The sequence below is a fragment of the Roseateles oligotrophus genome, assembly GCF_014204525.1.
Classification (GTDB): domain Bacteria; phylum Pseudomonadota; class Gammaproteobacteria; order Burkholderiales; family Burkholderiaceae_C; genus Paucibacter_A; species Paucibacter_A oligotrophus_A.
The window spans coordinates 275,606-289,049 of record NZ_JACHLP010000001.1; the positions used below are offsets into that span (position 1 = coordinate 275,606).

Below are 13,444 nucleotides of genomic sequence, written 5' to 3' on the forward strand. Positions count from 1 at the left end.
CCCATGGAGCACAGCAAAATCTCGCGCCGTCAACTCCTGATCGCCCCGGCCGCCCTGGCCAGCAGCAGCCTGGCCCTGGCGCAAAACGGCCCGGCCCGGGTCGAGGAAGACAGCGAACAAGCCCAGGCCCTGGGCTATCGCCACGACACCCTCAAGGTCGACGCCAAGAAATACCCCAAGCACCAGGCCGCCCAGCATTGCGCCAACTGCACGTTCTGGCAGGGCAAGCCCAACGAGCCCTGGGCCGGCTGCGCCATGTTCGGCCGCAAGCAGATCGCCAATGCGGGCTGGTGCCAGGTGTGGGCCAAGCTGCCCGCCTAAGCCCTGGCCTTTGCCAAAAGCGCCCGGCATCCAAACCCCGGGCGCCTACGCTTCAGTTCTTCACTCCGCAAACTCATAGCGCAAGCCCAGCCAAGCCGCGCGCGGCGCACCGGGGGCAAAAAAGGTGGCGTGGATCAGCGGGTAATCGCCGTTGGCATTGGCCGGCAGGGGCCGGGCGCGGTAATTGCCCTGGGCGTCGAAGGCATTGGCGCCCAGCTGGGCCGCCGTGCTGTAGCGGGTGTCGAACAGGTTCTTGATCTGCACAAAGAACTTGAGCCCGCTATGGGCCGGGCGGTAGTCCAGGCCCAGATTCAGCAAGGCATACCCCGCCGAACGGCCGGGGCCGGTGTAGAAGACGCCGTCGGGCCGGTGCTGGCCGTTTTCGTTGCCGCGTGCCGTGGCGCCAGCGCTGGCCTGCAGGTCCAGGCCCAGATTCCACTGCGGGCTGACGCGCCAATCCAGCGTCAGCTTGAGCTGCTGGCGCGGCAGCAGGGGGATGCGGTCGCCCGGGCGGATCTGGATCACGCCCTCCAGGCCGGGCAGGCCGGCCTGGGCACTCTCGTTGCTGCTATTGCCCGTGCCGCCGACCTGCTCGGCGCTTTGGTAGGTAGCGTCCAGCAGGCTCAGATTGGCGCCCAGGCGCAGATCCCGGTGGGCCTGCCACTGCAGACTGGCCTCCAGGCCCTGGCGGCGGGTCAGGCCGAAGTTGCGGAAGTAGCCGAAGCCGCTGCTGTTGTCGGCCACAAAGAGCAGATCGTCGTGGTTATCGGCCCGGAAGGCGCCCAGATGCCAGTCCAGACCGGCCCAGCGACCTCTTGCTCCCAACTCCCAGCTGTGGGTGATGACCTGGCGCAGCGGCGGGTCACCGGCCATGGCATTGGGCAGCTTGCAGGGGCTGGCCGGGTCGGCACAGCCCAGCTCCACCGAGGTGGGCGCACGCGCGCCCTGGCTGGCGCTGGCGTAGAGCTGGAGCGCGGGCGAAAGCGCATGCGTCAGGCCCAGGCCGGGGTTGAAGTGGCTGAACACATGCTCGCCGTCCAGCGAGCCCGTGCCGCCGCCCGGCCTGATCTGGTCGCGGTTGCTGATTGCCGCACGGTTGTAGCGGCCCGACAGCGTCAGCAGCGTGGCCGGGCTCAGGCTCAGCGCGCTGCTGGCGAAGAGGCTGGCCGTGTGGCCGCGGCTGCGCAGATCGACGCGGGCGTCAAAGGCATCCTCCGAATTCTGGCTGCCGTCGGCAAAGGCGCCGGGGCCTTCAAGACCGCTGACCGTGCGATCCGGATTGATGAAGCCGAACTGCGTGCTCTGCTGGAAATCGACCCGGCTCCAGTCCAGGGCCGCGCCCAGCAGCCACTGCGATTTCAGCCCCGCCCACTGCGACTCGCCGGCCAGCTGCGCGCCCAGGCCGGCATGCTGCTGCAGGCTGTGTGTGCGGTTGAGCAGGCCGTTGCATTTCTCGTTGGGTTCCTCGTTGAGCAAGACATTGGCAATGCAGCGCCAGCGCGGGAAAGGCGTGTTGGCGGCATTCGCACCCGCGGCCGGGTAGCCGCTATAGCCGGCCGCGGCCAGGGCCTCGCGCTCCTCCGCATTGGGTTGGTAGACGGACTGGCCCAGCGCTTCCTCGTTGATATCGCCGTTCAGCGTGTCCGTCGAAATACGGCGGTAGAACAGATTGCCGCTGAGCCGCATGCCGCCGGCCAGGCCTTGGTTCAGCTCCAGATTGAGCAGCTGGGCCCGGTTGCGAGTGGTATCGGGCGCCGTGTAGATGCTGCGCCAGTCGCGCGCCAGCGCACCCTGCTCCTGCAGGCCGTTGCCGCTCAGCTCGTTGCCGGCCAAGGCCAGGGCGAGGCGCAGCTCGGCCGCGCCCACACGGCCGCCCAGCTTGGCGAAGAGCTGGCTCTGGTCCGAGGGCGAGGCCGCCCGCCAGCCCTGCTCGTGCAGGCGCTTAGCCGTGACAAACCAATGCCGTTGCGGGCTGCCGCCGCCGCTCTCGAATTCAAGCAGCACCCGCCGGTGGCTGCCGCCGCTGAGCTGCAGGGCGCTGCCCGGGCTGCTCAGGCCGGTCTTGGTCTGCAGGGCCAGCGCGCCACCCAGGGTGTTGAGACCAAACAGCGGGTTGCTGCCCGGCATCAGCACGGCCTGCTCGATGGCGCTGCTGGGGATCAGATCCCAGCTCACGACATCGCCAAAGGGCTGGTTCAGGCGCACACCGTCCAGATAGACCGACAGGCCTTGCGGCGTGCCCAGCAGGGGCGAGGCGCTGAAGCCGCGGTAGTTCAGATCGGCCTGCAGCGGATTGCCCTGGGCCTCGTTCAGGCTGACGCTGGCCAGGTTGCGGGCCAGATAGTCCGGCAGGTCCAGGGCCTGGCGGCGCTGCAGATCGGCCGCGCCCAGGCTTTGCACCAGGCCGGGCATCTGCTCGCGCGCCAGCGCGCTGCCGCGCAGCGGCGAGCTGCTGATCACCTCCACCCGCGGCAGCTGGGTGGGCTCGGCCCGGGCCGTGCCGGCGCAGAGCAGGCTCAGGGCGGCGGCCAGCCAGGCCGGCGGCAGGGGCTGGGAACTAGGGCTGTACATGGTCGTTCTCCTCGAATTGTTTGATGGGCTGACTCGGGGCACTCACAGCTCGATCACCATGCCCTCATAAGCCAGCTCGGCATGAGCCGGCACACCCGCATCCTGCGGGCCGAGCAGGATGCGGCGACCCGCGGCTTGCTGCGGGCCGGCCTGGGCGTCCAGCAGCCAGCAGTCCGCCGGCTGGGCCCAGAACAGGCCGCAGGCCTCGGCATCCAGCTCGGCCAGGGGCTCGGGGCCAGGACCGGCGGCGTCGAAGGCCGTGCCGGCCAGGGCGGGGGCAAACACCAGGCATTGGCCGCTGCGACCGTCCTCCACCCGCAGGGCGATGTGGTCACCGACCCGCGGCTCGCGCCGCCGCGCATGGGAGGGCCGCAGCCCCGGCACGGCCTGGGCCTCGAAGCGCAGGCCCTCGAAGCCGGGGATGCTGAAGCCGGCGCTGCGCTCACAACCTGCCACCGGCAAGGGGTGCCAGTGCACGGCGCAATACGGCTCCAGCATGGGCAGCAGGGGCAGGCCCTCGGTCAGGTCCTCGAACACCAGGGGCGTGGCATAGACCTCCAGCGGCCTGTGCTCGCGCAGGCTCAGCAAACCCAGCACGCTTTGCAGCTGGGCGTCCAGCAGCAGCAGGGCCTGGATGGCGCCGCCGGCCTGCAGCGCGGGATGGGCGCGCAGCTGATGGGCGATGTCGGGCGAGGCATTGATCAACAGCCAGGCGCGGCCGTCGAGCGACAAGGCCACCGAACCCTGACGCGCCGGCCGGCCCCCGCAAGCCCCCGACCCCAGCACCAGGATCTTCATGGCCCGGCCCCGCCGCCGCGCCGAGGCGGCAGGATATTTGCTTGCGGCCAGGGCCGGCGCCCCTGCCTCCACCCTGTCTTGAAAGTGCTTCTCATGCCCCAGCTAACGCAATATCCATGCCGCAGGCCTGCAAACGCGAAACCAGGCACAGGCAAGGTCGAACCCTGCGCCAGGCTGCAACGCTTTTGCTGCAGTCTGGAGCAGGCGCTGTCAGGGCTGCTACTGCTCGCCGCCTGCGTGCTGGGCCTGGGCGCGGCGCCCCCTGTCTCGGCGCAGGAGGCCGCCCCCGCTTGCGCCGCCGAGGCGGCAAGCTGGCCACCGCTGCTGCCGGTGGCCCCCGGCCTGTGGCGGATCGCGGCCGCCCGCGGCGAGCCCGATGCCGGCAACGGCGGCTTGACCAGCCAGCTCTTCGTGGCCGAAGACGGCACGGCCCAGGCAAGCCTGTGGCTGGTCGGCAGCGGCCCCACGCCGGCCTTTGCCGCCCGCCTGGCCTGCGCCCTGCAGGCCCGCTTCGGCCGGCTGCCCGGCGATGTCATCAACAGCCGGGCCACGCCCGAGCTGGCCATGGGCAATATCGCCTTCGAGCCGGCCCGCATCTGGGCCCTGCCCGAGGTGATGGCCTTGATGAACAAGCGCTGCCAGCTGTGCCAGGACAAGCTGCGCGCCAAGCTGGGGCCGGTGGCGGGGGCCAGCCTGCTGCCGGCCATCATCCGCACGCCCACCCAGGCCGTGCAGGCGGCCGAGCTGGGGCCTTTCGAGTGGCTGAATCTGGACCGCGGCATGGGCGAGCATGTGCTGGTCTTGCGCCACCGGGCCAGCGCCACGGTGCTGGCCCAGGGCCTGCTGTGGGCCGGCGATGTGCCCGATCTGCTGAAGAGCCGCAGCGATCTGATGCTGGCCGCCCTGCGCACATTGCAAGGCTTTGCGGGCCCGGCCCTGCTGCTGGGCGAGCAAGGTGAACCCGGCCAGGCGGCGGGTGAAGGGCCGGGCAGCCTGGCCGGCCATATCGACTACATCGAACAGCTGCGGGCCCGGGTCTGGGCCCAGCTGAGCGCGGGCCGGGCGCTCGATGTGCAAGACCCCGCGCTGGCCCTGCCGGCCTTTGCCGCCCTGCCCGGCTACGCCCTGCGCCACCCGCTCAATCTGCAGCAGCTGTGGAAGGAGCTGGAGCCCCTGCTGTTCCAGCCCAAGCCTTGATTCCTGATCTGCCACCCCCAAGTCCTGCCCTCCAAAACGATTGTTTCGAGGGGGTTGCATGGCGGAGACGCTCTGGTGGGTCTTGAGTATTGGCTTGATCGGCCTGGGCCTGCTCGGCACGGTGCTGCCGGCCTTGCCGGGCACGGCCCTGGTGCTGGGCGGCATCGTGCTCGGCGCCTGGGTGGGCGACTTCCAGCAGGTGGGCGGCTGGAGCCTGGCCTTGATCACGGCCCTGGCCGTGCTGGCCTGGGTGCTGGACTATGTGGCCGGGCTCCTGGGTGCGCGCAAGGCCGGTGCCAGCAAGCAGGCGATCGCTGGGGCCGCTTTGGGCACGTTGGCGGGCCTGTTCATGGGCCTGGTCGGCGTGTTCTTCATGCCCCTGCTGGGCGCGGCCCTGGGCGAATACCTGGCCCGCAAGGACGAGGCGCGGGCGCTCAAGGTCGGTCTGGCCACCTGGCTGGGCATCATGGTGGGCCTGATCGCCAAGGTGGTGCTGGCCTTCATGATGATTGGCGTGTTCGTGATTGCCTTGCTGGTTTAGCCCTCGGCCGGCCCGGCGTTCCAGTGCAGCTTGCGGTAAATCGTGTTGCGGCTGATACCCAACTGCTTGGAGGCGGCCGAGATATTGCCACCGACGGCCGCCAGGGCGGCGCGGATCATCTCGATCTCGGCCTGCTCCAGGGTCTGGCCCAGGCTGGCCTCCTGGCTCAACGGGATGCGGCTGGCGCGCATGGCGGCCTCGGCCTGCTGCAGCGAGGCAGCGGGCGGCTCCGCAGCGACCGCCGGCAATTCCTGCACGGGCATGACGGCCACGGACGCCGGCTGAGGCCTGGCGGCGGCGGCGCGGCCCAGGCTGGCCGCGGCGTCCTCCAGGAAATCGTCGGACAGATGGGCGGGGGTGATCTGGGCCTCGCCGGCCGACATCACCGCCGCCGTGCGCAAGACATTGGCGAGTTGGCGGATATTGCCGGGCCAGTGATAACTGGCAAACAGCGCGGCCACCGGCGGGCTCAGCGTGGGCGCGTCCTGCGGGCGCTCGGCCAGCAGGATGCGGCGCACGATGGCGTCCAGATCGCTGCGTTCCCGCAGGGCCGGGATGCGCACGGCCAGGCCGTTCAAGCGGTAGTACAGGTCTTCACGGAAGCTCTGGGCGGCAATCATCTCGCGCAGATTGCGGTGGGTGGCACAGAACACCGCGATGTCCACCGGGATGGACTTGGCCGAGCCCAGCGGCGTGACGCTGCGCTCCTGCAGCACGCGCAGCAGCCGCGCCTGCAGGGGCAGAGGCATATCGCCGATCTCGTCCAGGAAGAGCGTGCCGCCATTGGCCTGCAGGATGCGGCCGCTGGCGCCCTTGCGGCGCGCGCCGGTGAAGGCGCCGTCCTCGTAGCCGAACAGCTCGGCCTCGATCAGGCTCTCGGGGATGGAGGCGCAGTTGACGGCCACAAAGGGCTGGCGCGCCCGCTTGGAATCGACATGCACGGCGCGCGCCAGCAATTCCTTGCCGGTGCCGGTCTCGCCGAGGATGAGCAGGGGGATGTCGCGGTCCAGCACGCGCTGGATTTTCTGCACCAGGGTATCGACCTGGGCGTCGCCGGTGCGCAGGTATTGCAGGCCCGAGAGCTTGGCCGCCGGCGCCGGGCCGGCGGCCTCGGCCTGCGGCTTGACCGGAGCGGCCGGGGCCGGCTCGGTGTCCAGCAGGCCCAGGCCCGCCACCACGGGGCGGGAGGGCCAGTCGAAGCGGGCCGTGACGTAAAAGCTCTGCCCGCTGGCCAGACTCAGCCGCATCGGGGCCGACAAAGGCATGCGGAAATGGTCGTAGACGGCGGCCGTGCTGGTGCCCAGCAGGCTGGTCAGGGTCTGGGCACGCAGGGCCGCGCCGCTCAGGCCCAAGAGGTCGAGGGCGCCGCGGTTGGCGCCCAGCAGCTTGCCGTCGGGGCCCACGACCAGAATGCCCTCCAGCAAGGTGCCGATGAACTCGGCCCGGCTGTGGAAGTGCAGGCGCAGGCGATTGTTGTAGTCGTCGCTGAGCCAGTGGTTCTCAATCATCCGGGCCGACATGCGCACCAGGCCCATGGTGTGCTGGTGGTAGCTGCGGTGGTCGCCCGTCACGTCCAGCACGCCCAGCATATTGCCGCGCGGGTCGAAGATGGGCGCGGCCGAGCAGGTCAGGAAGTTGTTGGCATGCATGAAGTGCTCGGGCCCATGGATCAGGGTGGGCGAGCCCTCGAACAAGGCCGTGCCGATGGCGTTCGTGCCCCTGGAATGCTCGGCCCAGTTGGCGCCCGGCGCCAAGGCCACCTTGTCGGCGCGGGCCAGGAAATCGTCGTCCCCCACCGAGTGAAGAATGGTGCCGGCGGCATCGGTCAGCACGATCATGCTTTCGGTATTGACGATCTGCTCGAACAGCATGTGCATCACCGGCGCGGCATGCAGATAGAGGCGCTGGTTGCGCTCGCGTGCCAGATTGAGGTCGCTGCGCACCATGGGTTCGAGCTCGCGCTGTTCGCTGCGCGACAGGCCCAGGCCGCTGCTGCGCTGGTGCGAGCGCTCGATGAACTCGGCGCGCGGCAGCACGGCGGCCAGCCCGAGCGCGGGATTGGAAGTCGTAGACATCATGGTCTTCCTCAGAGTTTTGTTGTGTGCCGCCCCCTGAACAGCGGGTGCGGCTTGCCTCTCGCGGCCTGAACCGGCATCGGGCTTCAGGCTCTGTCCTCTTTTGAGTTCCCACCCTGATGCTGCGGGCTGGAGCAAAGCTTGTCCATGGAACATTCCCCAGCTTGATCTGTGTCAGTCTGGAACAGCCCTCGTGTGGCATGGTCCTTGCACAAGCGGCGGGTGTCAGCTTTCCCCCAACCCTTCCAAGCGGAGACCCCCATGCACAAGCCTGCCCCCATCCATTCCTCGCGCCGCGGCTGGGCGCCCGGCATCGCCCTGGCCCTGCTGCTGGCCAGCGCGGGGGCCTGGAGCCATGGCGACGTCACGCCCCAGGTGGTGGACACCAGCGGCCTGCCGCGCCTGGGCGAGGGCTGGCGCAATCAAAACCCCTACCGTGCCAACGAGGCCGCCATCAAGGTCGGCAACTCGGCCTACGGCCAGAACTGCGCCCGCTGCCACGGGCTGGACGCCATCTCGGGCGGCATCGCCCCGGATCTGCGCAAGCTGGACAACGACTGCAGCGCCCTCAAGGACGCCAAGCGCCGCGAGGCCTGCGTCAAGGACAACGACGAGTACTTTCTGAGCACCGTGCGCCATGGCCGCAGCCGCAATGGCGCGGTCTATATGCCGCCTTTTGAGAGCACCTTCGACCAGGAGGCGATCTGGGCCATCAAGAGCTATCTGGAAAGCCGCCGCGAAAAAGCCCTGCAGGTGACGCCATGAGCATAGACCGCCGCACTCTGCTGGCCGCCCTGGCCACGGGCTGGGCCAGCGGCGCCCAAGCCAATGCCGCCACCGGCATGGACAAGCTGCGCGCCCGCGGCAGCCTGCGGGTGGGCATCTACCAGGACATGCCGCCCTTCCACGTCAAGGGCCGGGGCATCGATGTGGATCTGGCCCAGGCCCTGGCCCAGGCCTTGGGCCTGCGGCTGGAGCTGCTGCCCTTCCATGCCGACGAGAATATGAACGACGATCTGCGCAATATGGTCTGGAAGGGCCATTACCTGGGCTATGGCCCGGCCGATGTGCTGATGCATGTGCCGGTGGACAAGCCCTTGATGGACGCCACGCCCCAGGCCCTGATCTTCGCGCCCTATTACCGCGAGCGCATCGTGCTGGCGCGCCGGCTCGCCCGCCTGCCCCGGCTGGAGCAGCTGTCCCAGCTGGGCGGCGAGACGGTGGCCGTGCCGGGCCAGAGCCTGGCCGGCTGGCTGCTGCTGGGCGCAGACGGCGGCGCCTACCAGAACCAGCTCAACACCCACTGGAAGAACGGGGCCGAATGCGCCCAGGCCTTGCTGCGCGGCGAGTTCGCCGCCGCCGCGGGCCTGGCCTCGGAGCTGGAGTCGGTGCTGCGCGGCCAGGCCGGCTTCGCCATCGAGCCCCTGCCCCTGCCGCGCGCCCCGCGCCAGGGCTGGGCCACCGGCCTGGCCGTCAAGAAGGACGCCGTCGAACTGGCCCAGGCCCTGCAATACGCCGTCAACACCCTGGCCGCCGATGGCGGGCTGGGCCGCATCTTTGAAACCCATCACCTGAGCTGGCAAACCCCATGAGCAAGCCCTGCTTTGCATTGACCCTGCTGCATCGCCAGCTGTCGGCCGGCCTGGCTCTGCTGAGCATCACGGCCCAGGCCCAAGCCCAGCTTGGCGGCCCGCCCGCCAGCCTGGAGCGGGTGGTGGTCAGCGCCACCCGCAGTGAGGCCCAGGCCTTCGACGTGCCGGCCGCCATCAGCCGGGTCGATGGCGAGGAGCTGCGCGAGCGCCGCGCCCAGGTCAATCTCTCGGAGGGCCTGGCCGTCGTGCCCGGCCTGCTGGCGCGCGACCGGCAGAACTATGCCCAGGACACGCAGATCTCGCTGCGTGGCTTTGGCGCCCGCGCCAGCTTCGGCATCCGCGGCCTGCGGCTTTATGTGGACGGCATCCCCGCCACCCTGCCCGATGGCCAGGGCCAGATCAGCCATGTGGACCTGGCCTCGGTGGCGCGCATCGAGGTCTTGCGCGGCCCGGTCTCGGCGCTGTACGGCAATTCCTCGGGCGGGGTGATCCAGGTCTTCACCGAGGACGGCGCCGGACCAAAGCGCCTGGACCTGAGCCTGAGCAAAGGCGCGGACGGCCTGCAGCGCGTCGCCAGCCGGTTCAGCGGTGCCAGCGGCGGCTTCAGCTATCTGCTCAGCCTCAGCCAGTTCGACACCGACGGTTACCGCGAGCACAGCCAGACCCGGCGTCGCCTGGGCAATGCCAAGCTCAGTTGGCGGCCCGACGAGGCCAGCCGGCTGAGCCTGGTGCTCAATCGCGTGGACCTGCCGCTGGCCCAGGACCCGCTGGGCCTGACGCGCGCCCAGATGGAGGCCGACCCACGCGGCGTCGACCCCGCCGCCCTCAGCTTCGACACCCGCAAGACCATGGCCCAGAACCAGCTGGGCCTGGTCTACGAGCGCCAGCTGAATACCGGCAACAAGATCCTGGCCACGCTCTACGGCGGCAGCCGCAGCACGACGCAATTCCAGTCCATCCCGGTCGCCACGCAGAAGAATCCCCTGCACCCCGGCGGCGTGATTGATCTGGAGCGCGACTACCGCGGCGCCGATCTGCGCTGGAGCCTCAGCAGCGAACTGCTGGACGGCCCTCTGCAAATGGTTGCCGGCCTGGCCTACGACCAGCTCAAGGAAGAGCGGCGCGGCTACCTCAACTACGTCGGCAACAGCCTGGGCGTGCTGGGTGAGCTGCGCCGCAAGGAGCACAACGAGGTCAGCAATACCGACCCCTATCTGCAGCTGAGCTGGCAGGCCGCGCCCGGCTGGAACCTCAACGCCGGCCTGCGCCACACCCGCGTGCGCTTCAAGTCCAGCGACGCCTACATCACGGCCGCCAACCCCGACGACAGCGGCAGCGCCGACTACCGCGCCACCCTGCCCGTGCTGGGCCTGCTGTGGAGCGCCGCGCCCGGCCTGCATCTCTACGCCTCGGCCGGCCGCGGCTTCGAGACGCCCACGCTGAACGAGCTGTCCTACCGCCCGAGCGGCGGCACGGGCCTGAACTTCGAGCTGCAAGCCGCCCGTAGCAAGAGCCTGGAGCTGGGGCTGAAGGCGCGCGGCGCGGCCTTGGGTGAACTCGATCTGGCCCTGTTCCAGACCCAGACCTCGCAGGAGATCGTCACCCAGACCAATGTGGGCGGGCGCGCCACCTTCCAGAACGCCGGCCGCAGCCGCCGCCTGGGCCTGGAGCTGGCCTGGCGCAAAACCCTGCTGCCGGACCTGCAGGCGCAAGCGGCCTTCACCCACCTGGACGCCGAGTACCGCGACACTTTCATGACCTGCACGGCCACACCCTGCACCGCCGCCAAGCAGCCCATCGCGGCCGGCAACAAGATCCCCGGCATCGCCAAGCGCTCGCTCTTCATGGCCCTCAACTGGGCGCCGCCCCAGGGCTGGCGCGCCGGGCTGGAGGCGCGGGCGCTGAGCCGGGTCTTCGTCAACGACCTCAATAGCGACGCCGCGCCCGGCCACGGCCTGCTGAGCGCCAACGCCGGCTATCTGCTGAGGTTGGGCGTTTGGGAGCTGAATGGTTTTGTGCGCGTGGACAATTTGTTCGACCGCCAGGTGCCGGGCTCGGTCATCGTCAACGATGGCAACAACCGCTTCTTCGAACCCGCACCGGGCCGCAACTGGCTGGCCAGCGTCTCGGCCGCAATGAGGTTCTGAGATGGACACCCCCGCCTACGAGCGCCGCATCCGCTGGCTGCATGCCTTGATGGCCCTGGCCTTGCTGGCGCAACTCGTCTTCGGCTTTGCGCTGAACGAGATCGCGCCGCGCGGCACGCCGGCGCGCGGCCTGGTGATCAATCTGCACAAGTCCTGCGGGCTGCTGCTGCTGGGCCTGGCGCTGCTGCGCCTGTACTGGCGCCAGCGCGGGCCCGCGCCGGGTTGGCCGGTGAGCATGAGCGCCTGGCAAATCCGGGCCGCGGTCTGGGGCCACCGCGCCCTCTACGCCTGCATGCTCTTGATGCCGCTGAGCGCCTATCTGGCCTCCAACTTCAGCAAGCATGGGGTCAAGTTCTTCGGCCTGCTGCTGCCGCCCTGGGGGCCTGAACTGCCCGCCGTCTACAGCGTCTTCAACGGCTTTCACAAAGGTCTGGCCTGGGTCTTCACCGCCCTGATCCTGGGCCATATCGCCATGGCCTTGAAGCACCACTTGGTGGACCGCGACGGCCTGTTGCAAAGAATCAAACCCTGAAGCCGGAGAATCACATGCTCATCCGCAACCTGCTGGCCCCACTCGCCCTGCTGCTTGTCAACAGCGCCTGGGCCGCGCCCTTTGCCTATGTGCCCAACGAGGGCTCGGGCACGCTCAGCGTCATCGATACCGCCACCGACCAGGTGGTGGGCGAGATCAAGGCCGGCACGAAGCCGCGCGGCACCGTGATCAGTCTGGACGGCAGCCGCGCCTATGTCAGCGATCAGCCCAATAACCGCCTGCTGATGCTGGACCTGAAGACCCGCCAGCCCGCCGGCCAGATCGCGCTGGGTGAATCGCCCGAGGGTCTGGGCCTCTCGCCCGACGGACGCTGGGTGGTGGCCGCCATCGAGGAGAGCAAGGAGGTGGTCTTCGTCGACACCCGCAGCCAGACCAAGGCCTTTGTCGTGGCGGTGAAGGGCAAGAACCCCGAGCACGCCGTCTTCAGCCCGGACGGCGCCCAGGTCTTCGTCAGCGCCGAGGAGGGCGAGGCGGTGGATGTGATCGATGTGGCCACGCGACGCCAGATCGGCCAGGTGCCGGTGGGCGCGCGGCCGCGCGGCATCGGCTTTTCACCCGACGGTGCGCGGGCCTACGTCGCGGCCGAGAATTCCAGCGAGGTTTATGTGATTGACCGGGCCAGCCTGACGGTGGCCGCCAAGATCCCGGCCGGCCTGCGGGCCAATGGCATTGCGGTGAGCCCGGATGGCCTGCAGGTCTACATCTCCAACGGCGGGGCGGCCAGCGTCTCGGTGCTGGATGCCCGCACGCTGCAAATCGTCGCCACCATTGCCGTGGGCCAAAGGCCCTGGAATATGGCGCTGACGCCCGACGGCAGAAAGCTCTACGTAGCCTGCGGCCGCTCCGGCGCGGTCTCGGTGGTGGACACCGAGACGCGAGCCAAGCTCAGCGATATCGCCGTGGGCAAGCTGCCCTGGGGGGTGGCGATTCGCTGACTGACAGGCTCAGCGGGGCGAGTTGCGGCGACGCAAGGCCAGCAAGAGCAGGCCGGCGACGCTCAAGGCCCAGGTCGCGGGCTCGGGCACGGCAGCGACCGCGCCACCGACATAGAAATTCGTGTTGTTGCTGACGGCGGTGTTCAGCGCCGCCAGGCCAGCGGCGTTGAAGTTGACCGTTACCACGCTACCGGCGCTGCCGGCCGTCACCATCACCGTGCCATAGCTGATGCCCGAGCCCAGATCGTTGTAGAGGGCCACGCCCGAACCCAGCGAGGGATTGCCGCCGCTGACATCGAACAAGGTGTAGCTGATGCTGCTGGCCGGTGTGATGAAGCCGTTGCTGGGCTGGTTCAACACCAGGCTGGCGCTGCTGACCGGGCCGCTGAAGAGATTGTTGAAGTTGAAGGCGAAGTAGTTGTGGTACTCGGCATCGTTGCCGCTGCAGCTGTCGGAGCTGCCGCACACACCGGCGATGAAGTTGGCGCTGCTGCCGCCGCCGTTATTGCTGCCGGTCTGGTCAACCCAGCCGCGGGAAAATTCGATCACCTGGCTGCTGCCATTGAGCTGCAGATAGTTGCTGGCCGTACCGCCGGAATAGGCGAAGGTCGCATTGCTGAGACCGGCCATGCTGAGACCCGAAACAGACAGGGCGCTGGCGGCAACCAGAAGACGTAGAGATGAGATTGAAGACATGACAACTCACTTTCACTG

At 69.1% G+C, this 13,444-nt stretch carries 12 protein-coding genes; 8 read left to right on the forward strand and 4 right to left on the reverse strand.

What is annotated here, in order from left to right; translation table 11 throughout:
• The first annotated feature begins 3 nt into the window (after positions 1 to 3).
• The gene (locus tag HNP55_RS01285; protein WP_184295323.1) at positions 4 to 321 is read left to right on the forward strand and encodes a high-potential iron-sulfur protein; all 318 of its coding nucleotides are present in this window, start codon (positions 4 to 6) and stop codon (positions 319 to 321) included.
• Between the two features lie 60 nt (positions 322 to 381).
• Here the strand turns inward: HNP55_RS01285 and HNP55_RS01290 are convergent, their stop codons facing one another.
• A complete protein-coding gene (locus HNP55_RS01290; protein ID WP_184295326.1) occupies positions 382 to 2,892 on the reverse strand; it encodes a TonB-dependent receptor in 2,511 nt (836 codons plus the stop codon).
• 42 nt (positions 2,893 to 2,934) lie between these two features.
• A complete protein-coding gene (locus HNP55_RS01295) occupies positions 2,935 to 3,690 on the reverse strand; it encodes an MBL fold metallo-hydrolase (RefSeq protein ID WP_184295328.1) in 756 nt (251 codons plus the stop codon).
• A 93-nt stretch (positions 3,691 to 3,783) separates the two neighbouring features.
• On the opposite strand from HNP55_RS01295, the gene HNP55_RS01300 reads away from it, so the two are divergent.
• Both HNP55_RS01300 and HNP55_RS01305 read left to right on the forward strand, forming a co-directional pair.
• Positions 3,784 to 4,887, forward strand: a complete 1,104-nt coding sequence (locus HNP55_RS01300) for a hypothetical protein (RefSeq protein WP_184295331.1) — start codon at positions 3,784 to 3,786, stop codon at positions 4,885 to 4,887.
• Positions 4,888 to 4,945: 58 nt separating this feature from the next.
• Positions 4,946 to 5,428: a DUF456 domain-containing protein gene (locus HNP55_RS01305; RefSeq protein ID WP_184295334.1), complete on the forward strand. Its 483-nt coding sequence runs from the start codon at positions 4,946 to 4,948 to the stop codon at positions 5,426 to 5,428.
• Here HNP55_RS01305 and HNP55_RS01310 read toward each other — a convergent pair.
• Positions 5,425 to 7,503: a sigma-54-dependent Fis family transcriptional regulator gene (locus tag HNP55_RS01310; protein WP_246448096.1), complete on the reverse strand. Its 2,079-nt coding sequence runs from the start codon at positions 7,501 to 7,503 to the stop codon at positions 5,425 to 5,427. The genes HNP55_RS01305 and HNP55_RS01310 overlap by 4 nt on opposite strands.
• Before the next feature lie 261 nt (positions 7,504 to 7,764).
• Between HNP55_RS01310 and pedF the strand changes: the two genes are divergently transcribed.
• From pedF to HNP55_RS01335, 5 genes are read left to right on the forward strand one after another with little or no spacing between them, the layout of a single operon-like run.
• Complete coding sequence (gene pedF / locus HNP55_RS01315) at positions 7,765 to 8,268, forward strand: cytochrome c-550 PedF (protein WP_184295340.1); 504 nt, start codon at positions 7,765 to 7,767, stop codon at positions 8,266 to 8,268.
• The gene (locus tag HNP55_RS01320; protein ID WP_184295343.1) at positions 8,265 to 9,095 is read left to right on the forward strand and encodes a substrate-binding periplasmic protein; all 831 of its coding nucleotides are present in this window, start codon (positions 8,265 to 8,267) and stop codon (positions 9,093 to 9,095) included. Before pedF ends, HNP55_RS01320 begins: the two co-directional genes overlap by 4 nt.
• Complete coding sequence (locus tag HNP55_RS01325) at positions 9,092 to 11,242, forward strand: TonB-dependent receptor family protein (RefSeq protein ID WP_184295346.1); 2,151 nt, start codon at positions 9,092 to 9,094, stop codon at positions 11,240 to 11,242. Before HNP55_RS01320 ends, HNP55_RS01325 begins: the two co-directional genes overlap by 4 nt.
• Before the next feature lies 1 nt (position 11,243).
• Positions 11,244 to 11,774 (forward strand): cytochrome b, encoded by a 531-nt coding sequence (locus HNP55_RS01330; protein ID WP_184295349.1) that lies wholly within the window; start codon positions 11,244 to 11,246, stop codon positions 11,772 to 11,774.
• A gap of 14 nt (positions 11,775 to 11,788) precedes the next feature.
• Positions 11,789 to 12,730, forward strand: a complete 942-nt coding sequence (locus HNP55_RS01335) for a beta-propeller fold lactonase family protein (protein WP_184295352.1) — start codon at positions 11,789 to 11,791, stop codon at positions 12,728 to 12,730.
• A 9-nt stretch (positions 12,731 to 12,739) separates the two neighbouring features.
• Here the strand turns inward: HNP55_RS01335 and HNP55_RS01340 are convergent, their stop codons facing one another.
• Positions 12,740 to 13,360, reverse strand: a complete 621-nt coding sequence (locus HNP55_RS01340; protein ID WP_184295355.1) for a PEP-CTERM sorting domain-containing protein — start codon at positions 13,358 to 13,360, stop codon at positions 12,740 to 12,742.
• Between the last annotated feature and the right edge of the window lie 84 nt (positions 13,361 to 13,444).

Excerpts from the sequence above, each read along its gene's own strand:
- HNP55_RS01285 (WP_184295323.1), top strand. The coding sequence starts at position 4 with ATGGAGCACAGCAAAATCTCGCGCCGTCAACTCCTGATCGCCCCGGCC.
- HNP55_RS01290 (WP_184295326.1), bottom strand. The coding sequence starts at position 2,892 with ATGTACAGCCCTAGTTCCCAGCCCCTGCCGCCGGCCTGGCTGGCCGCC.
- HNP55_RS01295 (WP_184295328.1), bottom strand. The coding sequence starts at position 3,690 with ATGAAGATCCTGGTGCTGGGGTCGGGGGCTTGCGGGGGCCGGCCGGCG.
- HNP55_RS01300 (WP_184295331.1), top strand. The coding sequence starts at position 3,784 with ATGCCCCAGCTAACGCAATATCCATGCCGCAGGCCTGCAAACGCGAAA.
- HNP55_RS01305 (WP_184295334.1), top strand. The coding sequence starts at position 4,946 with ATGGCGGAGACGCTCTGGTGGGTCTTGAGTATTGGCTTGATCGGCCTG.
- HNP55_RS01310 (WP_246448096.1), bottom strand. The coding sequence starts at position 7,503 with ATGTCTACGACTTCCAATCCCGCGCTCGGGCTGGCCGCCGTGCTGCCG.
- pedF (WP_184295340.1), top strand. The coding sequence starts at position 7,765 with ATGCACAAGCCTGCCCCCATCCATTCCTCGCGCCGCGGCTGGGCGCCC.
- HNP55_RS01320 (WP_184295343.1), top strand. The coding sequence starts at position 8,265 with ATGAGCATAGACCGCCGCACTCTGCTGGCCGCCCTGGCCACGGGCTGG.
- HNP55_RS01325 (WP_184295346.1), top strand. The coding sequence starts at position 9,092 with ATGAGCAAGCCCTGCTTTGCATTGACCCTGCTGCATCGCCAGCTGTCG.
- HNP55_RS01330 (WP_184295349.1), top strand. The coding sequence starts at position 11,244 with ATGGACACCCCCGCCTACGAGCGCCGCATCCGCTGGCTGCATGCCTTG.
- HNP55_RS01335 (WP_184295352.1), top strand. The coding sequence starts at position 11,789 with ATGCTCATCCGCAACCTGCTGGCCCCACTCGCCCTGCTGCTTGTCAAC.
- HNP55_RS01340 (WP_184295355.1), bottom strand. The coding sequence starts at position 13,360 with ATGGCCGGTCTCAGCAATGCGACCTTCGCCTATTCCGGCGGTACGGCC.